Below are 25160 nucleotides of genomic sequence, written 5' to 3' on the forward strand. Positions count from 1 at the left end.
TTCGCATAGCTCAGGTAGTATGCTACGATGAGGGGATAGGAGGGATCGTGTGTTGGTTGACTTTACGGAAAAATGGCTGCCTACTTATATTCGGCGTGATCTGGCTGTTTTGTTTTGCGGGATCAACCCGGGACGCGTCTCGGCAACCGCCGGATACCATTATGCCACCCCCGCCAATCTGTTTTGGCGAGGCTTGTACGAGGGTGGATTGACTCCTCATCGATTTGCTCCCGAAGAGAGCGCCCGTCTGCTCGACTTACACTATGGCATTACGGACCTGGTCTCCCGTCCGACTCGCTCTTCTACCGATCTGCGCGAGGATGACTATGCGACCGGAGCGGAGCAGTTCGTGCAAATGATTCAGACCTATCGTCCCCGCGTTATTTGCTTTAACGGTATCACTGCTTTCCGCCACGCCACCGGACAGAAAAAAACGACGATTGCGCTCGGACTCCAATCCAAGCTCGAATTCGGCACAGACGATTGGCCTGGCAGCTATGTGTTTGTCATTCCCTCGACAAGCGGTGCAAACGCCTCCTTTTCCCGGGAAGAACGGCTGGCCATGTTCAGTGAGCTGAGCCAGTTTCTGCGGGAAAAAGGATGGCATCCCCTCTCTTGAGTATCACATTCCCTCTGTTCGCAGTACGATGAAGGATAGTCGCTTACTCGCTTTTCGTAGGAGGGAAGAGATGGAAGCACTAATCCGACTCATGGAAGAGGAGTACGACCTCGGAATTCTCAGTTACGAGATTATGCGGAACACCAATAAATCTTTGGTGATTGTCTTGCGGACACGCAAGGGCAAATTCTTAGGCAAAAGCCTGTTTACTACTGAAGAGCGGCAAAATTTCATCCTGGATGCAGAAGATCATCTGCGAAAGAAAGGGATCCACATACCCAAAGTACGAAAAACGAAGGCCAATCAACGCTTTATTTATTGGAACGGGTATCCCTTTCTCATCCAGCATTGGGCATCCGGTCCCATGCTCGCTCTCAATCTTCCGGCACGCATCAGGCGAACCGGCTCCACCCTCGGGCGAATTCACGCCGCATCTGTCGGCTTTTCCTCTGCGTACAGCCACCTGTACAACGCCGCAAACACGTGGGACGAGGAATATCGAAATGATTTTACTGCCCTGCAGCGCTGGAATCAGCAGTACGAGTCAAGCAATGACCCGAAGCATCAGATCATCTATCAGCATCTTCCGTTCTTTCTGATCGCCGGTAAAATCGCCATGGAGAGCCTGGAAAAATCATCGTACTATCAGAATTGGAGGGAGCTCCCTACCTCCCGACATTTCTTGTGTCACGGCGATTTCAACAACGGAAACTTGCTCTCGGAAAAGCAGAAAATTACCGTCATTGATTGGGAGGACGTTCGCTTTGATTTTCCTTCCAAAGATATCAGTCGTGTTCTCTCCTTATTAATGCGAAAGAACAAAAAATGGAATCCCAAAGCCTTCCACTACCTTCTCGACGGATATCTCCGCGAGAATCCACTGTCCCGGCGACAGCGGCATCTTCTGTATACCGACCTCGCCTATCCCCATATTACCGAACGGTTTTTACGCCAGCAGCAGTACCTCGAGATGTCGGAGCGGGATATTGAAAAATTCCTGAAACAGGAAATCAGGAAAACGGCTTACATGCTCGAAGAAATGAAAGCCCTTGAGTAAAGAGCGGCAATTTGCCTGTCTCTTCACACAAGGGCCTCTGTTCTGTCGATTGTATAGGCTAGTGGGTCGCTGTCTTCACGAGCGCACTTTGCTGTCGCACGTACTGCACCAGCTCAGCTGCCATCGAGGAGTAATGGAATGGCGTGATCAGGTAAATGCCTTTGAAATACTGAACGGCGGTATCGAGCAGCTCCTTCGCCATCTTGATCCCCTCTTGCCTTGCCGCTTCCCCTTGCTCCACCGCTCTCATCCGTTCCAGTGCTTCAGAAGAAAGCTTGATACCAGGCACTTCATTGTGCAGGAACTCCGCGTTTCGCAAGCTGGTCAACGGCATGATCCCGATGAAGACCGGTATGCCGATATGCTTGGTGGCTTCATACACTTGCTTGATCGATTCCGCATCGTATACGGGCTGAGTCATGATATAGTCCGCCCCGGCCTCTACCTTCTTTTCCAGACGGGCAATCGCCGCATCCATTTGTCTTACGTTTGGATTAAAAGCCGCACCTACGATGAACTGCGCTTTTTGCTTCAAAGGACGACCAGCAAACGAAACACCCTCGTTCAACTGCTTCACCATGCGGATCAAATCAAAAGAGGTCACGTCAAACACGGAGGTAGCACCTGGCAAATCACCGAAACGGGACGGGTCGCCGGTAATGACAAGAATTTGATCGATACCGAGGGCGTGCAAGCCCATCAGATGGGATTGCTGTCCGATCAAGTTGCGGTCGCGGCAGGCGATGTGCAGCAGCGGATCGATACCGTGTCTGCTTTTCATCAAAGCGCCCAGCGCCATGTTGCTCATCCGTACAGTAGCCAGCGAGTTGTCGGCCAAGGTAATGGCATCAGCCCCTGCGCGGTGAAGCTCGCAGCAGCCATCCAGGAAGGACTCCGCATCTAGATCACGGGGCGGGTCGAATTCTACGATGACCGTCGTCTCGGTTTTGACTCGTTCCACGATGCTCGGCTTCGACTGATCACGGACGCTCTGTACCGTCACCTGTGGACGATCACCAGGCACGATCGTCGGATTGATTCTCTCCTGTGGCTCAAGCGACTCCAGTGCGTCTGCCATCGCTTTGACGTGCTCAGGTGTCGTTCCGCAGCATCCCCCGATCAGACGGATGCCCTGCTCCCGCAAACGCAAGGCACTCTGGCCGAAATAGTCTGGCGTCGACTTGTAGGCGTACTCCCCGTCTGTAAGACCGAGACGGCCCGCATTCGGGAAAGCAGACAAGAGCGCTCCATGCGGAACCTGCGTATGTTCAAACGATCGCAAAATTTCTGCTGGACCGAGACGGCAGTTGAGACCCACGATGTCCGCTCCTGCCTGCTTCAGCTGCCCAAACGCATCTGTCAGCGAGTATCCATCCCGCGTGCGTCCTACCTCGAGCGTAGCCAGCTGGGCGATCAGGGGAGCATCCGTCAACGGACGAATGACCTCCAGCGCCATAAGCAGCTCCTCCAGGTCGAGAAACGTCTCCAAAATAATTCCGTCCACACCGGCGTGAAGCAGGGCAATCGCTTGCTCCTCATACTGGTCCCGGTATTCATCCAGCACTTTTTTACGCACGCGACCTGCCAGAATGGAGCCAATGCTCCCTGCGACATACGCATCGTCTCTTGCGGATTCCCGGGCAATTTTTACGGCTAAACGATTGATCCTCGCCACGCGATGCTCCAGACCATAGCGGGACAAGGAATCCCGATTGGCTGAATACGTATTGGTCTCCAAAAGTCTGGCTCCAGCCGCATAATACGAATCATGAACCTCTTGGACAAGCTTCGGATTCGACAGCGACAGTTCTTCGAAGCTCACTCCGAGTGGGACGCCCAGCCTGTGCAGCTGGGTCGCCATCGCTCCATCTCCTACCAGCAGGTGATCCTGCAAATACTCCCGTAAATCTTTCTTGCCTGTGGTCAACTCAATCACTTCTCTCCTTTTGATTCCGTTTATACTTCAAACACCGACGGTCCGGCATTAAAATAGCGAGCCTCTGGGTGTGCGAATACCATCGCTGATACGGATGCTTCCGGCTCCATCATAAAGCCTTCGGTCAGTTGAACGCCGATATTTTCCGGCTGCAACAAGCGGAACAGCTGCGCCTGATCCTCCAAATTCGGGCAAGCAGGATAGCCGAACGATACGCGGATCCCTTGGTAGCGGGCTCCGAATCGCTCCAGCATGGTCATCTCTGCCGGGTCAGGAATCCCCCACACATCACGCATAATGTGGTGAATCCGCTCAGCGAAAGCCTCTGCCAGCTCCAGCGCGAGTGCCTGCAGAACATGGGAGCGCAAATAGTCTCCGCGTTCCTTTAGCTCGGTAGAACGCTCGCGAATGCCTCCGCCCGCTGTTACTGTCAGGAAGCCGACGTAATCCATTTCTCCACTCTCCACAGGTCGGAGGAAATCGGAGAGGCACAGATGCGGTTCTTCCGGCTGACGCGGGAACTCGAATCGCTCCAGCACCTTGCTGTGATCGTTCGGATCGTAGACCAAAATCTCATTTCCCTGGGATTGCGCCGGGAAGAATTGGTACACCCCGTGTGCGGAAATCGAGCCTTGCTGCTTGGCGTCATTCAGCAAATCCTCCACCAGTCCGTACAGCTCCAGCGTTTTCTCATCTCCGGATTCAATCAGCTTATCTACGTTTCCACGCACCCCGAGATGCTTGCCGAGCAGCATCCGCAGATTCAAGTACGGCTGCAAATGCGTGATCGGATATTGGCGCAAAATGTGGCGCTCGCAATCTGGTGGAACTTGGACAGGTACGGTTTTGCTCACGGCCGAGCGTGCGGGGAGGGTTGGTTTTTTCTCCTCGACGACAGGTTGGGCGGTGGCGACTGCTTCTAGCAGATTTTGCTGCTCCTCCACCAGGCGTTCGCGCTCTTCCGGATTTTGCAGTCGGTTCACGAGGTCCAGACCATCCATCGCATCTTTTGCATAGAGCACGATCCCGCGGTATTCCGGCGCGATCCGGTTGGATGTGAACTTCCGAGTCAGCGCGGCGCCCCCTACCATCATCGGTACGTCAATTCCTGCATCGCGCAAGTCCTGCGCCGTAATGACCATCTGCTGTGCGGATTTCACCAAAAGACCGGACAGACCGATCGCATCCGGCTTTTGTTCGCGGCAGGCTGCGATCAACTGCTCAGGCGGGACTTTGATCCCGAGGTTCACCACATCGTAGCCGTTATTCGCCAAGATGATTTCCACCAGGTTTTTGCCGATGTCATGTACATCGCCTTTTACCGTTGCCAGCAGGATCTTGCCCTTCGCTGCCGCATCGGATTTCTCCATAAATGGTTCGAGATACGATACCGATGCCTTCATGACCTCGGCACTCTGCAGCACCTCTGCCACGATCAGCTGGTTGCCGTTGAAAAGGCGACCGACCTCTTCCATTCCCGTCATCAATGGTCCGTTGATAATTTCCAGCGGTGCATATTTTTCCAAAGCCAGCTTCAAGTCTTCCGTCAGACCATCCTTGGAGCCTTCGACGACATAGCGTGCCAGGCGTTCTTCCAGCGTCAGCTTGGAGACCTCTACGCTCACTTCTTTCTTCTTTTGACGATAAAACTCCGTAAAGGCGGCCAGCGTTTCGTCATTCGTTTCGAACAACAGCGCCTCGGCCAGCTTCCGTTCATTTTCCGGTATCGAAGCATAGCGCTCCAGCTTTTCCGTGTTGACGATCGCGTAGTCCAGACCTGCTACTGTCGTGTGGTACAGGAACACGGCATTCAGCACTTCCCGACCTGCTGCCGGCAATCCAAAGGATACGTTGCTGACACCCAGAATGGTTTTGCACTCCGGCATCGCTTGTTTGATCAAACGAATCCCTTCCACCGTTTCCTTAGCAGAACCGATGTACTGCTCATCGCCAGTTCCGACAGGGAATACCAGTGGGTCAAAAATGATGTCCTGCGGCTTTACTCCGTATTGATTTACCAATATATCGTAGGAACGCTTGGCAACCTCGAGCTTTTTCTCGCGAGTTACAGCCATCCCGGCTTCTTCAATCGTCCCGACGACGACTGCTGCACCGTATTTGTGAATGAGCGGTGCGACTTCCTCAAAACGCTCCAGCCCATCCTCGAGGTTAATCGAGTTGAGAATGGCCTTCCCTTGGGAGTAACGCAGACCCAGCTCCATCACTTTTGCATCGGTGGAGTCGATCATCAGCGGCGCCTTCACCTTTTTTACGATGAATTGCAGGAATTTTTCCATATCCTCGTATTCATCCCGGTCCGGGTCAGCCAAGCAGATGTCGATTACGTGGGCTCCACGCTTTACCTGTGCTCTGGCAATGTCGGATGCTTCCTCGTACTGACCTGCCGCGATCAAGTCACGGAATTTTTTCGAGCCGATGACGTTGGTACGCTCTCCCACGAGCAACGGACGATTGTCGTCTTCCACGTAAACCACTTCGATGCCAGAGACGGCGCTGACCGGTTCCTTCACTTGCTCACGCGGCTTGCAATCCTTTAGCGCCTCTGCCATTGCGCGGATATGCTCTGGCGTCGTACCGCAGCAGCCCCCCGCTACGTTCAGCCAACCCTGCTCAGCGAACGCGCGCATTTTGGCCGCTAAGCCTTGGGGAGTTTCGTGATAATGACCGTTTTCATCCGGAAGCCCAGCATTCGGATAACAGCTGACGCCGCATTCCGCCAAGCCGGACAGCGTACGCAGATGGTCACGCATGAATTCCGGGCCTGTCGCGCAGTTCAAACCGACCGAAACCGGCTTCAAGTGCTCCAGGGAAAAATAGAAAGCTTCAATGTTTTGTCCGGCGAGGGTAGTTCCCATCGGCTCGATCGTTCCCGAGAGCATGATCGGCAGTTCGGTTTGCAGTTCTTCAAACGCTTTGCGGATCCCGATGCCCCCCGCTTTCACGTTCAGCGTGTCTTGGGAGGTCTCTAAAAGAAGCACATCGGCTCCACCGAGAATCATCCCTTTGGCTTGGCGATAGTAGGACTCCACCAGCTCTTCAAAGGTGACGCCGCCTGTCAGAGACAGCGTTTTAGTCGTCGGCCCCATGGAACCTGCCACGTAGCGCGGCCATTCTGGAGTCGAGTAGGCATCCACCGCTTCCTTCGCCAGCCGGGTTGCCGCTATATTGATTTCGAGGTCTTTATCGGCTACGTCGTACTCAGCCAATACCACAGAAGTCGCGCCAAAGGTATTGGTCTCGACGATGTCTGCGCCTGCCTCCAAATACTTTTCATGGATGGAACGAATCACATCCGGTCTTGTCAAATTCAACAGCTCGTTACAGCCATCGTACTCCTCACCGCCAAAATCCTCGGCTGTCAGGTTTGCCTGTTGCAGCATGGTTCCCATTGCGCCATCTAGAATCAGAATTTTTCGGGAAAGCTGCTCGCGAAAAGTTGGTTTCATCAGCTTGCTCCTTTTCGGCCTCTTCTTAGCCGTTTCATACACTGCCCTGTTGTAGTTGCAAGTCTTCCTGTCTCACTTAGTTGTGCGTATACCGGATAAAAGCCTTATCCATGTTTATCTGCACAAAAAAATCCCCTTCTTAAGTAGAAGAGGATTTGTCCGCGAAATACAGAAGCGCCTGAGTCATCCTCTCATCTTTCAAAGCCGTAGCTTTGCTGGAATTGGCACCGGATTTCTACCGGTTGCCGAGGCTTCATCAGGCCAGTCCCTCTGCCTCTCTGGATAAGAGTCGTACATGGTTATGGAGTTGAAATGTCAAACTTCATGAATGTTTGCAAGTATCTTATCACCCCCCTGTCTCTTCGTCAATTGAGAATTTGTCTAATATTTACTCTTGTCTCAAAAGAATGCGCCCATTTTTGGTTGATCTAGACATTCGCCCACGCCAATCTGTGTGTTCGTGTATAGACTAGAGCATAACGGAAAGGAGGGGAAACAAACATGAGTACATCTTTTTGCGGCGGATTCTTTGGTGACAACTTCGCATTGGTGCTCGTACTGTTTATCCTGCTGGTAATTGTTGGGTGCTCCGAAGACTGCTAGTCATAGCGTATGAAAAGGGCCTAGATCCTCTAGGCTCTTTTTGCGTTTGCCTGGATCGAAAAAACCTCCGTTCATTGTCACTCTAAAGCGCTTTTGCTATACTGAATGCAAAAATGACATGTATCGCGGCTTGGCAATACAAAGGAGCGAAACGCTGTGGACACACTAGATGCCCGTGAAAAAGACGAATTTTTATCGTCTCTCGAAAAAATCAAGGAACTGGAGCAAAGTGAATTTGAGACTTACTCCATCGTGAAAAACCGGGAGACGGGTGACCATTATCTGCATTACTTCCTTTCCCATCTCAATTTATCCGCAGGTGGACGTCGAGATGATTACGACTATTTTCTTCCCCTCGATTCTGACGAAGTGCTCGGACTGATGTTTGGCGAGCAGCCTTACCAGTTTCCCGATCATTGGCGCAATCCATACCTGCGCAGCGGAAACGACAACCGGCTGATCCCCTTCGATCCATCCGAGAACTACGATCTGGAAGAAGATGCTGCAGCAGAGCTGGCTATGCTGGCACAGCTCGAGCAATTCAAAGAACAATGGATGAATGCAGAAAACATGAGTGCCGAGGAAAAGGAAAAGCTGACGAGAGAATACTTCGCACAGCTGGACAAGATTTTAAATAAACCGGAAGAGTGAGTTGCGCGAGTGCAGCCTCACCAGTTATAATGCTAGAGATATCGTTGAATCGTTGAAGAGGAAAGTACCTCATGCGAATGACGCTAGCGAGTCGGGGATGGTGAAAGCCCGATGCAGAGCATGAGAGGAAACGCACCTCGGAGATGCGTCCTGAACATTTGCGATTTGCAGATCGTGTAGGGAAACGCCGGGACTGCCCGATACAGCAGGTCAAGCGGTTTTTGCTTTCACGCAAAAACAACAGGAGTGGCACCGCGGGAGCACAACCTCTCGTCTCTTTCTTACAGGAGACGTAGAGGTTTTTTTATTTGGAGCACCCACCCTCTTTCCAATCAGAAAGGAGATTCACATGAGCTACAAACACCAAGTGGCGGAAAAAATCGCCGACGCCCTCGCACAGCAAGGGGTAGAAAACTTTCCAAAAGAAACCGTATACGGCATGCTGGAAACACCTCCAAACCCTGCCATGGGAGATATCGCGTTCCCTTGCTTTCAATTAGCAAAAGCATTGCGTAAAGCTCCTCCGATGATCGCAGCAGAGCTGGCAGAGAAAATCAGTGGAGACCCTTTGCGTGAATCGACTGCAGTCGGTCCCTACGTCAACTTTTTCCTCGATCAAGCAGCTGTTGCGAAGCAAGTGATTGGCACCATCCTCGCTCAAGGAAGTGCCTATGGAGACAGCCACATCGGACAAGAACGCAAGGTCCCGATCGACCTCTCCTCCCCGAACATCGCGAAGCCATTCTCCATGGGCCACCTGCGTTCGACCGTCATCGGTAACGCGATCGCCAACATCATGGAAAAGCAAGGCTACCAGCCCGTTCGCATCAACCATTTGGGCGACTGGGGCACGCAGTTCGGCAAGCTCATCGTGGCGTACCGTTTGTGGGGAGACGAAGCAAAAGTGAAAGCGGAGCCGATCAAGGAGCTGCTGACGCTCTACGTTCGCTTCCACGATGAAGCCAAGGACAACCCTTCCCTGGAAGACCAAGGACGCGAATGGTTCAAAAAGCTCGAGGACGGCGATGAAGAAGCGCTGCACCTGTGGAAATGGTTCCGCGACGAATCCTTGAAGGAATTCATGAAGATCTACGACCTGATGAATGTCTCCTTCGACTCCACCAACGGAGAAGCTTTCTACAATGACAAGATGGATCGTGTCGTTACCTTGCTCGAGGAAAAAGGTCTCTTGACTGAATCCGACGGCGCGCTCGTCGTCAGCCTGGACGAGTACGACATGCCTCCTTCCCTGATCAAAAAATCCGATGGCGCAACCCTGTATGCAACACGCGATTTGGCTGCGGCCCTCTATCGCCACGAGAGCTACGATTTTGCGAAAGCCGTATACGTCGTAGGAAACGAGCAGCGCCTCCACTTCCAGCAGCTGTATAAAGTTCTGGAAAAAATGGGCTATGCGTGGGCGCGCGACATGCATCACGTGCCATTCGGGATGATGCTCAAGGACGGTAAAAAAATGTCCACCCGGAAAGGGAAGGTTGTTTTGCTGGAGGAAGTGCTCTCCCAAGCAATCGCGGATGTGCAGAAAGTGATCGAGGAGAAAAATCCTTCGCTGGCAAACAAAGAAGAAGTCGCTCGTCAAGTGGGCGTCGGCGCGGTCATTTTCCACGACCTGAAAAACTACCGCCTGAACGACATCAATTTCTCTTTGGAAGAAATGCTGACCTTTGAAGGCGAGACCGGCCCATATGTGCAATACACCCATGCGCGTGCCTGCTCCCTGCTGCGCAGAGGCAACTTCCAGCCTGCATCTGCTGCATTGGCAGAGGGCGCGCTGGATAGCAAAGAGGCTTGGGCAGTCATTACACTGCTGAACGGATTCCCGGAAGTCATCGAACGCGCCGCTGACAACTTCGATCCTTCCCAAATCGGGAAATACGTGATCGACCTCGCTCAATCGTTCAATAAGTTCTATGCCAATGTCCGCATCTTGGCGGAGGAAGAAGACATCAAGGCTTCCCGTCTCCAGCTCGTTGCAGCCGTAGTAGCCGTACTCAAGGAAGGTCTGCGCCTGCTCGGTCTGGCTGCCCCGGAAGAAATGTAAGAGACAAATATTGGAAAATGAAAACCGCTGCTCCCCACTCGCTGGGGACGGCGGTTTTTCGCGTTACACGCCTAACAACATTTCGTATGTTTATGCGTCAAACAGATAACAACGAAAGCGAGGTGAATCCCTGTGTGGATGAAGCTATCTGCTGCTGCATTAAATGTTCTCCTTGGGATTGCAGGCTTTTACGTTTTTATTTTTGTCCTCATGACGGGTGGTGCGCTTAGTGGTAGTCAGGCTCCTAGTCCCAGCCCCTTGGGGTATTGGATCATCTTGTTTTACTTTCTCATTGGTTGCGGAGCCAATTTTCTTTTCGCCCGAAAGGCCTCGAGTCCCTGGAGATACTGCCTACTGAGTGTTGGCATATGGATCGTTTCTTTTGTCGTAACGATTCTAGTATAGGTGCTACATTTTTTCACCCATGTCTCTCGCTTTCCCTAGGTTCGCTCATCCAGCTCGCATGAAAAAGAGGCTACCGAATTATTTCAGTAGCCTCTTTCTCAGGAAAAGAATCCTCTTTTCTTTCATGTGAAACGCTGCGGCACGATCACGAAACCATTTGCCCGACGCGATTTCAGCAGTTTGATCAACGCCTCCTGCATAGCAGCAGGACATGTTACCTCTACAAGAACCTCGCTTTTCCGACTCGAAACAAATTTCATTTTCTTTTTATGGAGCAAGAGCTCTATGATAAATCCCAAGAAGAATCCCCCTACTAAGCCAAGCAGCCCCCAAATAATGGGTCCCCAGTACAGGACAAATCCATAGATGGCTCCTAGCACCCCAAAGATTGTGGCACCCATCATGGCTCCATCCAGAATACTTTTCCCATCCACCCGATGGATAGAGTCAATAATATGGGTTTGAGACTCAAGATTTTCCATAGGCAAAGCAACGATATTTTGCGGTGGTACTCCCAGCTTCTCTATATCGTGGATAACGATTTCCACAAAGGGCGAATGTTCAAATGTGGCGATTACTTGTACAACGGCATCGTTTTGTGCTGTGGGTAGATGTGACAACTGTTCAGCCCTCGCTCTGAGAAATCGGATTTGTTCAATATCATATAACGTATTGCTTTCATTTACCGCGGTATACGCCTGATAGATTGCAAAAGCATACATCGAAGGTAAAAAAAGAAACCACTGCCAATCCACTATACCAGGCACGCTGCTAAAATCTCCGAGAAACGAATGGAGCCAGGCACGTATAGCCTCGGACTTATAGCAAACATAGATCCACCAGGCCAAAAGGAATGTGCCCACTACCGTACTGCCGCCATACAATTGGCCCAACCCAGGTGATAAGGCGGACCAAACCAATCCTACCCAAGGATGTTTCTTCTCGAGAATCATCACGTCGAAAAAGCTAACAGCTGATGGGGTAATCGGTGCGTCTTCGATTTCAGCCAAAGAATGGCTTTTATTGATTTCAACCGCGCAACGGTAACTGTCCCAGATGCTATACACAAATACGGCCACATAAAGAAGGCCCCAGCTCTGGTTGATTTGAGCCTTTGCTTCTTCAAACCTGCCAAGAAACGATAAGGCAATGGCCATGTTTATATGAGCCTGGTTGTTGACCACCAGCTCCCAGATAATCAGCAGGAAACCGTGCAGGTACTTGCCGATGTACATGTGCCCAAATCCCGGAAAGGCAGCAGACCACCAAGCTGCAATCCACGGAGTGCGGGGATAGATTGAGTTGATTCCAAATACGGATATTTGCCCTTTGGAATAACGAGGTTTACTATCAGCTGACTGGAACTTTTGATATGGCATTGGCTATTTTCTCCTGCAGCATGAAGTCTCCCTATAATGTAACCAGTAACTTCCATGCCTATCCCAACCACCACCTCGCTAAGCAGCCTGCTGCCAGGCTCCGTCTCTTTATTGAATTTCCATAATATTGCACGTAGAATGAAGTGTCGGAATAAAAGGAGGCGTTCCTATGGCGACACTTGTTTATCACGTAGCAGTTTCACTTGACTACTTCATTGCCGATCCCGGTATGCAGGAAGGAAAAATCGACCAAACACTCTTCCTGTTTGAAGGCGATCATGTGCCGGACTTTTTAGCGGATATTCAGCAATACACCGCGGTATTAATGGGCAGGAAAACGTATGAATACGGGTTTCAATTCGGTGCAAAGCCAGGTGAGCCTGGATACAAAGGGCTCAAGCATTACATCTTTTCCAATTCTCTGCAGTTTGACTCAAACGATGAGGTCGAACTCGTTCGCGGGGATTCTGTCGCCTTCATCCAACACTTGAAGGAAAAAGAAGAAGGGAAACTATGGCTGTGCGGCGGAGGAGAGCTCGCAGGCGCTTTGCTGGAAAAGCAGCTTATCGATCAGCTCGTTCTGAAGGTTAACCCGATCCTGGTGGGCGTAGGAGTACCCATGTTCGGAAGTCTCAAGCCCCGCCTGACCCTGGAGTTGAAGGATCTGAAAAGATTTGATTCAGGAGTACTGAAAACGACGTACGATATTCACTATCGATAGTCTTCTTTCCCGCGATCAAGTGCCAGACAGATAGAAAAGGAGCGACCATAATGATCGCTCCTTGCTTCGTTTGACTTTGATCGAGATGCTTTACGCATCCACATCCGCTTTTTGTTTCTTTCCAAACCACGTCTTGCTAACCAGCTCCACGACTTGCTTGGGCAGCGAAACCGGTGCCTGCGCTTCATTTTCAGCCTCATCTACCATGCGATAGAGCAGCGCTTTGTCATCTGCCGGATCGGACTTGGTTTGCAGCGTCAGCTCTCCTATTTTTCCTGCATTTGTCCATTCCTCGATCATGAGCTGGTATTCCGTTGGAGCCAGTTCGAGATAGTTATCTTCCGAAAGGTCCACTACCGCATACCCGTCATGCTCGATTTCGGCGTCATATGTATTTCCATTGGCAGCTTCGTAAAGAGACAGCTCCTCAGGATCGTTCAGGTTTTGTTTGATCGGCTCAAAATCCGTGATCGTGACCTTAATCCGTTTCTTCATCAATACTCCTCCTCTTGGACCACATTCCAACTCACACTGTACCACATGTCGGTCATCCCTGCCACTGATCGATTAATGCTTGCACATGTTTGATCTCCTCGCGATGGCCTTCCTCCCCTTGCTTCGGTGTTTCAAGCACGAGGGGCAAGTCTTGCAATTCGGGTGTCCGCAAAAAAGCAGCAAAGGCAGCGTCCCCGATCTCGCCTTGTCCAATATTCGCATGACGGTCGCGGAAGGATCCGGTTGGATATAGCGAATCGTTCAGATGTACAGCGCACAGGCTCGCAAAGAAGTCGAGCTCCCGCATTCTTCCCGCCACTTTCTCCCAGTCATTTCCTTTCCACATTCCACTTGCAAATGCATGGCAGGTGTCCAGACAGAATCCCACTTTCTCCGGTTCTTCTACCAGCAGTCGTACTTGCGTCAGCTCCTCCAGAGTCGTTCCCATCCGATTTCCTTGGCCGGCATTGTTTTCTACCAAAAGTCGCGCTTGCCCCTGCCAGCCAGTCAGGATCCGGTTGATCATCGCAATCATCCGTTTGTAGCCTTCCAATATATCGCTGCCTTTATAGTGGCCGAAGTGAACGACGACACCCATCGCACCACAAGCCTCAGCGATATGCAAATCATTTTGCACCGAAGCGATCGTGGCCTCAAACAGGTCTGGGTCCTCCGCACATAGATTGACCGTGTACGGGGTGTGTGCGATCGAGGCTATCCCTTTCTGCCTGCAAAAGCTGCGGCAAGCCTCGGCATCTCGTTCATCGTACGCCTTTACGCCTAAGCTTCGCGGGTTTTTCGGAAAGAATTGAAACGCCTTCGCTCCCAGTTTATTCGCTGTGATGGCAGCACCTTCATAACCGTTTCGTATGCTCACATGACTTCCAATCTTCATCCGCTCACCCTCGCTTCCTCTCTTCCATTTTCCCCAGTCCTGCCAAGCGCTAGAAGTGCGGTAACACAAAAAAGCTGCCCTGCTAAAGGACAGCACTTTTATCTGATCTGATTAGGATTTTACAATAAGCAAAGGCGTTTGCGCACGGTGAATGGTTTTGAAGGTTACGCTGCCCACCAGGGTTCCAGCAATTCCGCCCAAGCCATGATGCCCCAGAACAATGAGACCTGCTTGGTCCGCTTTGGCTGTTTCCCGAATCAGGGTAGCTGGATCACCGATCAGCACCTTGCTTTCAAATGGAACCTGCTTCGCCTCAAGAAATTCCTCGTAAGCCCGGTTCGTCTCTTTTCCCCAGCCCTCGAGTGTTGCCGTGTCCTCCCATCCGGCGCCATACATGCCTGTGTACGCTACAGGAGGAGTAACAACGGTTAGCAGCGTATAAGTGACGTCCATTCCCTCACTCAGCTGCAGGGCTGTCTGTAGGGCAGCCATAGCCGGTTCGGAGCCATCCACGGTAATGAGGACCTTACTCCACGGGAATGCATCCGCATTTGTCTCTTCCGATATGAGAAAGACAGGAATTTTCGAATCATGAATCGTAGGGTAGCTGACACTTTGCTTCAGATAGCCTGTCATTCGACCATACCCATGCGTGCCCATGACGACTGCACGATAATCCGCCGTCGCGTGCTTGGCGATTTCCTCGTGAGGGATTCCAAAGACGATTTCGAGCTGATAGGAAGTACCTGCTTCCTCCAAAATCGCTATCATTGGCTGCAAATCTTCTTTTGCTTCTTCCAATTGGAACTTTTCGATATTTTGTTTCCCCAGCTTATTTACCACGTTGCGCGAAGGAAACGGCTGTATGACATGCAAAATCGTCAGTTCATGACGATCCGCTGCATAGGCGACAGCAAAGCGGACAGCTTGCAAGGATTGTGCAGAAAAATCTACGGGTACCAGAATACGGGACATAAAAACACGTCCTTTCCTCTAATCATGGTCAAGGGCCAGCCCCTTGCCTGTTTTCATTGTAGATCAGACCATCTCCCCTGTATGTAGGGACTATCCCTGATCTTGGAAGAAAAAAACCCTGACTTTCGCCTTACTCCATAACCCCGGAAATAAACACCGTCACCTCTTCACCCAGGTCAATGTCGCGGATCTCGTGTTCCTCAGCCATGTGCCTGCTCGCTTGCTGTTCTCGACGGATCACCCTCACCACTGGCCGCGCTGGCAATCCGCGATTCTGGTCAATGACGACCCCGATTTCCCCTGTGCTCAGCTTTAGCGATGTCCCTGTCGGATACAAGGCAATCGAACGTAAAAAATGAATCACCATCTTGTGATCAAAACGCTTTTCTGCTAGTCCCATGATTTTCTCGCAGGCCTCGTACGGTGCCAATGTCTCCTCTTCCTCGGAAAGAGGGGAAATCAGATTATCGTAGTAGTTGCAGATCGCCACGATCTTGCCAAAATCATGGATTTCATCCCCGACTAGTCCCCGTGGAATACCGCTCCCATCCACCCACTCATGATGTTGAAGAGGTATATGCGCGGAGACGATGCTCATCTCATGCTTTTTTCGCAGCAGATGAAAGCCCAGCCAGGTGTGGTGATTCTCCATGCTTTTGGCCTTATAGGCAGGAGCGTCCTTGTCCACGCTGAGCTTGCCCACATCATGCAAAAGAGCCCCAATCGACAGCTCTTTTAGTTGAGCCGTGTTATAGCCAAGACCTACTCCCATCACAGTCGCCATCATGCAGACGTTCAGCGCATGGATGTACATGGCGTTATCCGTCGTCCGGATCTCTCCCAGATTTAACAGCACGCGGCGATTGCGCAGCGTCTCGTCAACGATACTGTTCACCGACTTGTGAATCCCGCGCACATCCATATGCTTGCCAGTCTGCACGCATTGGAGCGCTGCAGAAAGATTGCGAATCGCATCTTTACGTGTCGCCTCCGTGATGACTTCCTCTTCCTTTACTTCATCCAGCAACGGATCTTTCACACTCAGCATCGTCACACCAAAACGACGCAACTTATGAATCATTCCGACAGTTAACTGAACGCCAGCATGCAATAAGGTCAAGCCCTCGCTCGTATAAATACTGCGGGCCAGCACGTCGCCCGGTTCCACTTGCTCCACATTTACGTATTTCATGGGGTCTTCCTCCTGGTTGCTTCTCCCCTCTGATACTTCCCTAGTTTACCACTATGAAAACCTCTTTCGTAGTTCAATATGCTCAGACCATTCCTGCTCTTTCGAATTCACTTTTTTCCGGGGAGCAAAGTCTAGGGCGAAACGAAAAAAACGACCTTGATGGGTCGCTTTCATTCTTCCTTTTTCATCACGCTGTATTCGTCACGCACCATGGAAACATTGTCTCCTTGCTGGGTCATTTCCAGCTTGTGCAAAATATCTTGCAAAACCGAGGCAAAGATCAAGGTCAAATCCCCTGTATTGACAGGCTTGCGGAAATACTGACCCACCATTTCATAGCCTTGCCGCGTAAATTTCTCCGTGTCCTCTTCGTCCAGCGCATCCTGCAGCTCATCAATCAGTTCTCCAAGAGCAAAACGCGCTCGCTCGTATACATCCATTTCCGCTTGCGAGGCTTTGCTCGACTCTTTTTTCGTACCCATGCCATTTCCCCTCCCTCATCGATAGGGTGGAACAGGCTGGTCTTCTTTATGCGCCTTCTCTCTCCATTTTTTGCCCTTTCCACTGCCGAATTCCCGTGTGCGCCTGGAAAAGCACTCGCTCAAACTGTTCATCCGCCAAAGCTTCAGTCTTGCTGAGCCAGGTTCCAACCAGCGCCCCCAAAAAGCCGAGGGGAATAGAAATCAGACCGGGGTTCGTCAAAGGAAAGATCGGCGCACGATGAATCAAGCCATGATCCAGATCCATGACAGCGGGCCCCAGAATGACGAGGACGACGGAGGAAATCAGACCCGTCAGCACGCCGGCAATTGCTCCTTGGACCGTGAATCTGCGCCAGTACAACGTGCAAAGCAGTAAAGGCAGATTGGAAGAAGCGGCGACAGCAAAGGTCAGCCCAACGAGGATGGCTACATTCATTTTTTCCGCCCCAATCGCAAGCCAGATGGATATCAATCCTACCGCTACGGACGAAAATTTTGCGACCCTGACCTGCTCCTTCTCCGATGCCATCCCGCGCCGAATCAAATGGCTGTACACATCATGCGCAAAGGCAGAAGAAGCCGAGAGCACGAGACCTGTCACGACGGCGAGGATCGTCGCAAAGGCGACAGCTGCAATATACGCCATCAAAAACTCGCCACCCAGCGCATTTGCCAAAAGTGTCACCGTCAGATTTCCGCCAAACCCGACGCCAGAAAGTGCTTCATAGCCGACGAACGCGCTGGCGCCGAAGCCGAGGAAAATGGTCATCAAGTAAAAAGCGCCGATGATCCAGGTGGCCGTATAGATCGAATACCGCGTCGTGATCGCGTCTTTTACCGTAAACAAGCGTGAAATGATATGGGGCAAGCCAGCCGTGCCCAAAATGAGTGCCAAATGTAGAGAGATCGTTTCCAGTGGTTCATTGAGATGATTGCCAGGCTGCAAAAACTTTTCTTTCAATGGCGTGATGGTACTGACGTGCGCAAACATTTCTGAGGGATTCCAGTGAAACCGCGATAGCACGATCAGGCTAAGGACAAGGGTACCGGTCAACAGCAGAATCGCTTTGATAATTTGCACCCAGGATGTTGCCACCATTCCACCGAAGACGACGTAAAAAGTCATCAGGCTGCCCACAACCAAGACTGCCTTGGTGTAATCCACGCCTAGCAGGTAATGCATGAGAGCGCCGGCCCCGACGAGCTGCGCAAGCATATAGAAAATAGTGATCATGAGGGTCGTCACAGCGACCACACCACGCAGCCACAAGCTGCCAAACCTCACCGCGATCGCATCCGCAAGCGTGTAACGCCCCAGATTGTGCAGCGGCTCGGCAATAATAAACAAAATGATCAAATAAGAAACGAAAAAGCCAATCGCATAGACAAACCCGTCAAACCCGTACATCGCAATCGTGCCGGCTATGCCGAGAAAAGAAGCTGCACTCATGTAGTCGCCAGCGATCGCTATGCCATTTTGCAACCCTGTCAGCCGATTTCCCGCTGCGTAAAAGTCTTTGGTCGTCCCTGTCTGCTTCGCCGCGGAATACGTGATGGCCATCGTTCCTATAATGACCGCTAAAAAAAAGATGATGGTAGTCAAAGGCACCACCTCCCAATCTTGCCAGCTCGGCAGATAGAAAAGAGGCCGGGGGATGACCCCAGCCTCCTGGTTGGCACGAGCTTCCTGTCTTACCTTTTTCTATGCGGACTCGGACATTCCTGTATTCGCTTTCACCAAAATTTCATCGTACTTGGCGTCGTTGCGCGAGCTGGAGAGCATCGTACCGATCCAAGCAGCCAAAAAGCCAAGGGGGATGGAGACAATTCCCGGATTCGGCAGCGGGAACAGGGCTTCCCCTACCAGGATCGCTTTTCCTGCCACCGGATTCCATACGTTCGGGCTCATCGCCACTAGGATCAGGGAGCTGAACAGTCCTACCAGCATCCCCGTAACCGCACCCGTGGTATTAAACCGTCTCCAGAAGATCGTGAACAAAATCACGGGGAGGTTGGCGCTGGCCGCTACCGCGAAAGCCAGCGACACCAGGAACGCTACGTTCAGCTTTTGAGCGAACAGGGCGAGGATGATCGAGACTACAGATACACCCACAGATGCCCATTTCGCCATTTTCATCTGGTCTTTTTCGGTCGCCTTGCCATGACGGAGTACGTGTCCATAAAAGTCATGGGCAAAGGCGGAAGCGGCTGTGAGCACCAACCCTGCCACTACGGCGAGGATCGTCGCAAAGGCTACTGCGGAAACAAACGCGAACAGGAAGTTGCCGCCGATTGACTGCGCCAAGAGCGGAGCGCCCATATTACCCGCTGCATCCATGTTGCTCGCACCCACGAAAGCGGCTGCACCAAACCCGAGGAACACCGTCATGACGTAGAAAATACCGATAATCCACGTAGCGTAAACGACTGATTTGCGCGCGGTCGTTGCATCCTTCACGGTAAAGAAGCGAATGAGGATGTGCGGCAAGCCGGCTGTACCCAAAACCAGTGCGAGATTCAGTGAAATCGTATCGAGACCAATCTTGAACTTGTTGCCCGGGTTCAGGAACTGCTCGCCTAGCGGTGTTGCTGTTTGCATATGAGTGAACATTTTCATAAGGCTGAAATCGAATTTCGCAAAGACCATCATGGAGATGACAAAGGTACCCAGCATGAGCAAAACTGCTTTTACGATCTGCACCCACGAAGTCGCCGTCATGCCGCCAAACACGACGTAGACTGTCATCAAGGCACCTACGATCAATACGGAGGTCGTATACTCGAGACCTAGCAGCAGCTTGATCAGAGCTCCTGCCCCTACGAGCTGCGCGATCATGTAGAAGATCGAGATCGAGATCGTGTTCAGTGCTGCCACACCGCGAATCTGTTTATTGTCAAACCGCGCGGCAATCATGTCTGCCATCGTATATTTTCCGAGGTTGCGCAGAGGCTCTGCCACCAGATACAGCACGACCAGATAAGCAACCAGGAACCCGATGCTGTAGAAGAAGCCGTCGAAGCCGCTCAGTGCGATCATCCCGGCAATCCCCAGGAACGACGCTGCAGACATGTAATCGCCCGCAATCGCAAGCCCGTTTTGCCACCCTGTCAAGCCGCCGCCAGCCGTGTAAAACTCACTCGTCGTATTCGTTTTCTTGGAAGCGTAATAGGTGATCACCAGTGTCATCAGGACAATCGCTAAAAAGAGTAAAAATGCGGTTACGTTCATTCTTTTCTACCCCCTGTCTCCTGCTTGATTTTCTCGACCAAATCGTCAAATTCTTTTGCCCGTTTGGTGTACAGGATACAGAGTCCCCACGTCATGATAAATTGTGCAAATGCGAAGACCCACGCCCATGAAATGGCTCCGAACGCTTTTGTATTCAAGACAGTGAAGTAGGAAGTGAGGATCGGGAGCGAAAAGTAAAAGACGAAGAAAAAGATAGATGAAGGCAAAATGAACGCTTTTTTTCGTTTCAGCAATTCTTGAAACGATTCAGATTGGATGACCGCTGCGTAGTGCGTAGCAGACTTGCCCGACGCCCCGCCCTTTTGCGCGGAAACCGGATTGCCCATTGGAATCTCCCCTCTTCAATACAAATTGTAAGCGCTTCCTCTATTGTAGAGATTATGGCGATCCTATGGCGGTTTTCTGCGCCAAATGTCGTGGATGGTGCGTCAACGGTTTGCATTGCCTCCCCATTTGCAAAAAAATGGAAGACTACTCCTCCAGCTTCCGCAGCAAATCCTTTGCGGAGGTGCGAGACACCGGGATCTTGGTTCGGGCATCTCCTTTGAGCGTCAAATTGTAGGCACCATTAAACCAAGGAGTAAGCTCGCTGACAAATTGCAGATTGACGAGGTAGCTTTTATGGGTGCGGAAAAAATCGTACGCCTGCAGTTTTTCAGCGAGCTGTGTCAATGTCATTTTCGTCGTGTACGTCTCTGTCTGCGTATGGATTTGAACAAAACGCTCCTCGCGAACGGCGTATACGATCGTGGCTGGATCGATGACGACGAGTCTGTTGTTTTCTTCTACAAGGAGCTTGGAGCGCTTGCTTGGTGCCGTCTGTTCCGCTTTTGCTTTGACAAGCCGCTCGCGTACGCGCTGCATCGTCTCCTGGATGCGTTTTGGTTCAAAAGGCTTGAGCAGATAATCGACGGCGTACAGCTTGAAGGCATCGACCGCAAACTCTTCATGTGCGGTACAAAAGACGATCAGTGGCTGCTGCTTGCGCGATGCCAGCATGCGCGCTGCCTGCGTACCTTCCAGCTCCGGCATTTTGATGTCGAGAAAGACCACATCCGGCTCATTGGCATCCACCAGCTCCAGAAGCTCTCTCCCGTTTGTCGCGGTTGCCAGCAGCTCTACATCCGTCTCCTGTTGGAGCAAATAAACAAGCTCTTCACGCGCGAGCCTTTCATCTTCCGCGATCATAATGCGAATCTTCATCAGGCACTCTCCTCTTTTTGAATCGGAATGGAAAAGGTAACGACACACCCACCCTCTGGCTTATTGCGAAAGATCAGCTGCGCGTCCGGTCCACGCAAGCTGACAAGTCTCTGGTTGACGTTGTGCACACCGATCCCATTGCCCTCTTTGCTCTCAGTCGGAACTCTGCCAAGTACCGGAAGTAAATCAGGAGAGACTCCGCTGCCGTTATCCTCCATGTGGAAGCACACGAGATTCCCCTCTCTTCTCACTGTAAGGACGATCTCTCCTCCTGTTGGCCTATCCTTCAGCCCGTGCTGGATGCAATTTTCTACAAGGGGCTGCAATGTGCCTGGCGGGATGAGCGCTTCCTCTACCCCTTCGCCAATATCGCAGCGTACAGCAAACTGCTCGGAAAAACGGACCTTGATGATTTCCAAATAAGCCAACAGATGATCCAGCTCCTGTTTGACAGAGACGAGCGGCGCTGCCGTCAGCTTTAGTGTCAGCCGCATAAAGGTACCGAGCTGAACGGTCATGTGCCTCGCCAGCTGTGGATCGATGCGAATCAAAGTGACGATGGCATTGAGCGTATTGAACAGAAAGTGCGGGTGAATCTGGGCTTGCAGCATGCGCAGCTCCGCGTCCTTCATCAAGCCTTTCATTTTTTCCGTCAGCGCCACGGTAAGCTGGTTGGAAATCAGATTGCTCAAGCCCTTTGCCAGCGCTTCCTGGACTTTTCCGATCTGCTGCGGCCTGCGGAAATAGAGCTTGATCAGGCCAACGACACTCCCGCCTTCGCGGATCGGAACGAGAATCGCTGCTTGCAGCGTACAGTTTTTGACACCGCATCCGAGCACTTCCCGGCTCAATCCCTTCTCGATCGCACCGCTGAACAGAGCTCTTTTGTCCAGATCTCCTACGATCTCTGCACCCGGCAGGTGATGCTCCGCTCCTGCGCCGACATGTGCCAAGAGCTGCTCCCGATCGGTTACGGCCACTGCAGCCGCCTTCACTTCACGCTGCAGCAGCAAGGCAGCAGCCTGTGCTGTCTGCGGGGTCAAGCCCATTTTCAGGTGGGGCAAAATTCTCTCTGCAATCGTAAAGGCACGCTCTGCCTCCAACGCTGCAGAGCGCTCCTGCTCCTGCAGGGCAACGCGGATCATCGTCGTAAAAATGGCGATCGAAATGCTATTCGTCAACACCATCGGAACACCAATCACGTTGACCACGGTTCGGACCAGATCAGGAGGTCCTGCCATTATCAGCATGAGCGACATTTGGATGACGGGTGCAAACATGCCGATGAACAATGCCTTGGATGGAGAAATGACCCGCTCCTGGGAGAAAAACCTCGCGACATACCCCGCCAGCAACCCCGTCACCGGAATGGACATGCCGATCGGCAATGCGGCAAAGCCGCCCATTCCGTATACATGAGCGCCAGCAATGAGTCCCGCTCCCAGCCCAACCAGCGGACCGCCCAAAAGCCCGCCAATGACGACTCCTACCAGCGTTGAATTGGCTATGACATCTTCCGGGGAGAGAGCAAAGATCCAAAAAGCAGGCGAGAACGAATCCTCTTTTACAACAACACCCGCATAAGTGCCCGCAATGCCGAAGAGTCCAAACATCAAGGAATACGATATGGATGTCCCCGCATGAACCTCCCGATCCAGCAGTTGGCGAAACAAGGGGATTCGCGTGAGGATAAATGCGAGCGTTAGCAAAATGCCCATTCTCTCGATGAGCAATAAAGTGAGATTGTCCACTGCGTCCTCCCAGCATGTTGAAATCTTCTATAAATTCCGCCTTTTGCTGCAAATTCCCTGCTGGACAGACAATCAAACTAGGCGTCTTGCATACGCTGTGGGTGCAATGCTTCATGGGAAGGATGAATTGATATGTGCGGAATCGTAGGTTGGATTGATTGGGAAAAAGACCTTTCCCAGGAGCGTCCTGTTTTACATGCCATGACCCAGTGTTTGACGAATCGCGGCCCTGATGCAGAAGGCTTTTGGCTCACTCCTCGGGCAGCGTTTGGGCATCGTCGCTTAGTCGTTGTCGATCCGGCTGGAGGCCAACAACCGATGGCGGCCATCCATAACGACTATGCATGTACCATGATCTACAATGGGGAGCTGTACAATACGGAAGATTTGCGCGCGGAGCTGCTAGCTGCCGGTCATACCTTCCAATCCCATTCCGATACGGAAGTCCTGCTGCACTCGTACCTCGAATGGGGTACGGAATGCGTAGCTCGCCTCAATGGCATTTTCGCCTTCGCCATCTGGGATGAACGCTACCAGCGCCTTTTCGTCGCACGTGACCGCATGGGCGTCAAGCCGTTGTTTTACGCCCAGCGCGGGAGCTCTTTCCTGTTTGCCTCCGAGCTGAAATCCTTGCTCGCCCATCCCGATGTAAGGCCGGTGCTCTCGCGCGAAGGACTGGCTGAAGTTTTCGCGATTAGTCCTGCCCGTACTCCCGGTCATGGCGTCTTTCGGGATGTCCACGAGGTTCGCCCTGGCTACTCATTCGTCGTCACTCGCGATGGCTTGAAAAAACAACGTTACTGGCAGCTGGAAAGCCACCCGCACACCGATGATGCAGAGGAAACCGCCCGAAAAGTAAGGGAGCTGGTAACCGATTCGATTCATCGTCAGCTCGTGGCAGATGTTCCTGTTTCGACGCTCCTGTCCGGTGGATTGGACTCGAGTGTCATTACGGCCGTGGCTGCACAATCCTTTCAAAAAGAAGGACGCGGGCAGCTGCACACGTATTCCATCGATTATGTAGACAATGCCCGTCACTTTCAGGCGAGTGCTTTTCAGCCCAATGAGGATGCTCCATTCGTCAAAGTGGTTTCCGACTTTTTAGGCACCCAGCATCACAACATCGTCTTTGACACCGACGAGCTGATCGATGCGCTCAAAACGGCCACCCTCGCCCGCGATTTGCCGGGGATGGCAGATGTGGATGCTTCGCTGTACCTGTTTTGCCGCGAAATCAAAAAAGAAACCACCGTCGTCCTCTCTGGTGAATGTGCAGATGAGGTATTCGGCGGCTATCCCTGGTTCCATCGGGAAGAAATGCTGAATGCCGGCACTTTCCCTTGGGCGAGAGCCACGAAAGAACGCGCCTCATGGCTTTCTCCAGAGCTTCGGGACTGGGTCAAACCAGAAGAGTACGTAGCGATGCGCTATGAAGAAACACTCGATGAAGTCCCCCAGCTTCCTGGCGAAAATCCTTTTGAAGCACGCCGCCGGGAGATGTTTTACCTGAATATTACTTGGTTCATGAATACCCTTTTGGATCGAAAAGACCGAATGAGCATGGCGGCAAGCCTTGAAGCACGTGTCCCTTTTTGCGATCATCGCATCGTCGAATACGTGTGGAACATCCCTTGGGCGCTGAAAACGTACGGTAACCGTGAAAAAGGCATCCTGCGAAAAGCCATGGAAGGCATTTTGCCTGATGAAGTGCTCTACCGCAAAAAAAGCCCGTATCCGAAAACGCACAATCCTTCCTACACGGAGGGAGTTCGCACCTGGCTATTGGATATATTAGGAGAACCTGCCTCTCCCTTGCTCCCCTTGATCGATGTCCCTACCATTCGGCGGATCGCGGAATCAGATGCACAGGCGTCCAGCATCCCGTTTTTCGGTCAGCTGATGAGCACTCCGCAGCTGTTTGCCTATCTGGGGCAGCTTGATTACTGGCTGCGGGAATATCACGTTTCCATCGAAGCATAATGGATGTGCGCCTTTCAAGAGCAAAGCTCCTCGACCC

The 25160-nt window shown here is 51.9% G+C and carries 20 protein-coding genes, 1 riboswitch and 1 other annotated feature; of the genes, 7 read left to right on the forward strand and 13 right to left on the reverse strand.

Features of this window, described 5'->3' with window-relative positions; genetic code table 11:
• Positions 1 to 52 precede the first annotated feature (52 nt).
• A complete protein-coding gene (locus EDM59_RS09045; RefSeq protein ID WP_122923428.1) occupies positions 53 to 619 on the forward strand; it encodes a mismatch-specific DNA-glycosylase in 567 nt (188 codons plus the stop codon).
• A gap of 70 nt (positions 620 to 689) precedes the next feature.
• Positions 690 to 1676: a phosphotransferase gene (locus EDM59_RS09050; protein ID WP_122923251.1), complete on the forward strand. Its 987-nt coding sequence runs from the start codon at positions 690 to 692 to the stop codon at positions 1674 to 1676.
• A gap of 58 nt (positions 1677 to 1734) precedes the next feature.
• On the opposite strand, the gene EDM59_RS09055 is transcribed toward EDM59_RS09050, so the two are convergent.
• Together EDM59_RS09055 and metH are read right to left on the reverse strand one after the other, a co-directional pair.
• Positions 1735 to 3603, reverse strand: a complete 1869-nt coding sequence (locus tag EDM59_RS09055) for a bifunctional homocysteine S-methyltransferase/methylenetetrahydrofolate reductase (RefSeq protein ID WP_122923429.1) — start codon at positions 3601 to 3603, stop codon at positions 1735 to 1737.
• 29 nt (positions 3604 to 3632) lie between these two features.
• Positions 3633 to 7079 (reverse strand): methionine synthase, encoded by a 3447-nt coding sequence (metH, locus tag EDM59_RS09060; RefSeq protein WP_122923252.1) that lies wholly within the window; start codon positions 7077 to 7079, stop codon positions 3633 to 3635.
• Between the two features lie 188 nt (positions 7080 to 7267).
• Positions 7268 to 7368, reverse strand: a riboswitch (SAM riboswitch).
• Between the two features lie 212 nt (positions 7369 to 7580).
• Here metH and EDM59_RS09065 point away from each other — a divergent pair.
• The 3 genes from EDM59_RS09065 (at position 7581) to argS (ending at position 10395) form a co-directional block, all read left to right on the forward strand.
• Positions 7581 to 7682 (forward strand): YjcZ family sporulation protein, encoded by a 102-nt coding sequence (locus EDM59_RS09065; RefSeq protein WP_092268017.1) that lies wholly within the window; start codon positions 7581 to 7583, stop codon positions 7680 to 7682.
• A gap of 156 nt (positions 7683 to 7838) precedes the next feature.
• Positions 7839 to 8333, forward strand: a complete 495-nt coding sequence (locus EDM59_RS09070; RefSeq protein ID WP_122923253.1) for a hypothetical protein — start codon at positions 7839 to 7841, stop codon at positions 8331 to 8333.
• A gap of 43 nt (positions 8334 to 8376) precedes the next feature.
• Positions 8377 to 8614, forward strand: a binding site (T-box leader).
• 68 nt (positions 8615 to 8682) lie between these two features.
• Positions 8683 to 10395 (forward strand): arginine--tRNA ligase, encoded by a 1713-nt coding sequence (gene argS / locus EDM59_RS09075; RefSeq protein WP_122923254.1) that lies wholly within the window; start codon positions 8683 to 8685, stop codon positions 10393 to 10395.
• Positions 10396 to 10922: 527 nt separating this feature from the next.
• Here the strand turns inward: argS and EDM59_RS09085 are convergent.
• Positions 10923 to 12179: a hypothetical protein gene (locus EDM59_RS09085; RefSeq protein WP_122923256.1), complete on the reverse strand. Its 1257-nt coding sequence runs from the start codon at positions 12177 to 12179 to the stop codon at positions 10923 to 10925.
• A 169-nt stretch (positions 12180 to 12348) separates the two neighbouring features.
• Between EDM59_RS09085 and EDM59_RS09090 the strand changes: the two genes are divergently transcribed.
• Positions 12349 to 12900, forward strand: coding sequence for a dihydrofolate reductase family protein (locus EDM59_RS09090; RefSeq protein ID WP_122923257.1), 552 nt, complete (start codon positions 12349 to 12351; stop codon positions 12898 to 12900).
• 90 nt (positions 12901 to 12990) lie between these two features.
• Here EDM59_RS09090 and EDM59_RS09095 read toward each other — a convergent pair whose 3' ends face one another.
• The 10 genes from EDM59_RS09095 to EDM59_RS09140 form a co-directional block, all read right to left on the reverse strand.
• Positions 12991 to 13395, reverse strand: a complete 405-nt coding sequence (locus tag EDM59_RS09095; RefSeq protein ID WP_122923258.1) for a hypothetical protein — start codon at positions 13393 to 13395, stop codon at positions 12991 to 12993.
• Between the two features lie 52 nt (positions 13396 to 13447).
• Positions 13448 to 14290 carry a deoxyribonuclease IV gene (locus tag EDM59_RS09100; protein ID WP_122923259.1) on the reverse strand — a complete coding sequence of 281 codons (843 nt, stop codon included), beginning with the start codon at positions 14288 to 14290 and terminating at the stop codon, positions 13448 to 13450.
• Between the two features lie 111 nt (positions 14291 to 14401).
• Positions 14402 to 15265 carry a universal stress protein gene (locus EDM59_RS09105; protein ID WP_122923260.1) on the reverse strand — a complete coding sequence of 288 codons (864 nt, stop codon included), beginning with the start codon at positions 15263 to 15265 and terminating at the stop codon, positions 14402 to 14404.
• 130 nt (positions 15266 to 15395) lie between these two features.
• Complete coding sequence (locus EDM59_RS09110) at positions 15396 to 16457, reverse strand: HD-GYP domain-containing protein (RefSeq protein ID WP_122923261.1); 1062 nt, start codon at positions 16455 to 16457, stop codon at positions 15396 to 15398.
• A gap of 170 nt (positions 16458 to 16627) precedes the next feature.
• On the reverse strand, positions 16628 to 16939 hold the full coding sequence (locus EDM59_RS09115; protein WP_122923262.1) for a hypothetical protein: 312 nt from the start codon (positions 16937 to 16939) through the stop codon (positions 16628 to 16630).
• Between the two features lie 46 nt (positions 16940 to 16985).
• Positions 16986 to 18548: a solute symporter family protein gene (locus EDM59_RS09120; RefSeq protein WP_246010946.1), complete on the reverse strand. Its 1563-nt coding sequence runs from the start codon at positions 18546 to 18548 to the stop codon at positions 16986 to 16988.
• 93 nt (positions 18549 to 18641) lie between these two features.
• Complete coding sequence (locus EDM59_RS09125) at positions 18642 to 20168, reverse strand: solute symporter family protein (protein WP_122923264.1); 1527 nt, start codon at positions 20166 to 20168, stop codon at positions 18642 to 18644.
• Positions 20165 to 20515 (reverse strand): DUF485 domain-containing protein, encoded by a 351-nt coding sequence (locus EDM59_RS09130; protein ID WP_122923265.1) that lies wholly within the window; start codon positions 20513 to 20515, stop codon positions 20165 to 20167. The genes EDM59_RS09125 and EDM59_RS09130 overlap by 4 nt, the downstream gene beginning before the upstream one ends.
• Before the next feature lie 145 nt (positions 20516 to 20660).
• On the reverse strand, positions 20661 to 21392 hold the full coding sequence (locus EDM59_RS09135) for a LytR/AlgR family response regulator transcription factor (RefSeq protein ID WP_122923266.1): 732 nt from the start codon (positions 21390 to 21392) through the stop codon (positions 20661 to 20663).
• On the reverse strand, positions 21392 to 23143 hold the full coding sequence (locus EDM59_RS09140) for a LytS/YhcK type 5TM receptor domain-containing protein (protein ID WP_122923267.1): 1752 nt from the start codon (positions 23141 to 23143) through the stop codon (positions 21392 to 21394). The genes EDM59_RS09135 and EDM59_RS09140 overlap by 1 nt, the downstream gene beginning before the upstream one ends.
• A gap of 132 nt (positions 23144 to 23275) precedes the next feature.
• Here EDM59_RS09140 and asnB point away from each other — a divergent pair, with 132 nt between their 5' ends.
• On the forward strand, positions 23276 to 25123 hold the full coding sequence (asnB, locus tag EDM59_RS09145) for an asparagine synthase (glutamine-hydrolyzing) (RefSeq protein ID WP_122923268.1): 1848 nt from the start codon (positions 23276 to 23278) through the stop codon (positions 25121 to 25123).
• The last annotated feature ends 37 nt before the right edge of the window (positions 25124 to 25160 follow it).

The sequence above is a fragment of the Brevibacillus nitrificans genome, from assembly GCF_003710965.1.
In the GTDB taxonomy this organism is placed as follows: Bacteria; Bacillota; Bacilli; order Brevibacillales; family Brevibacillaceae; genus Brevibacillus; species Brevibacillus centrosporus.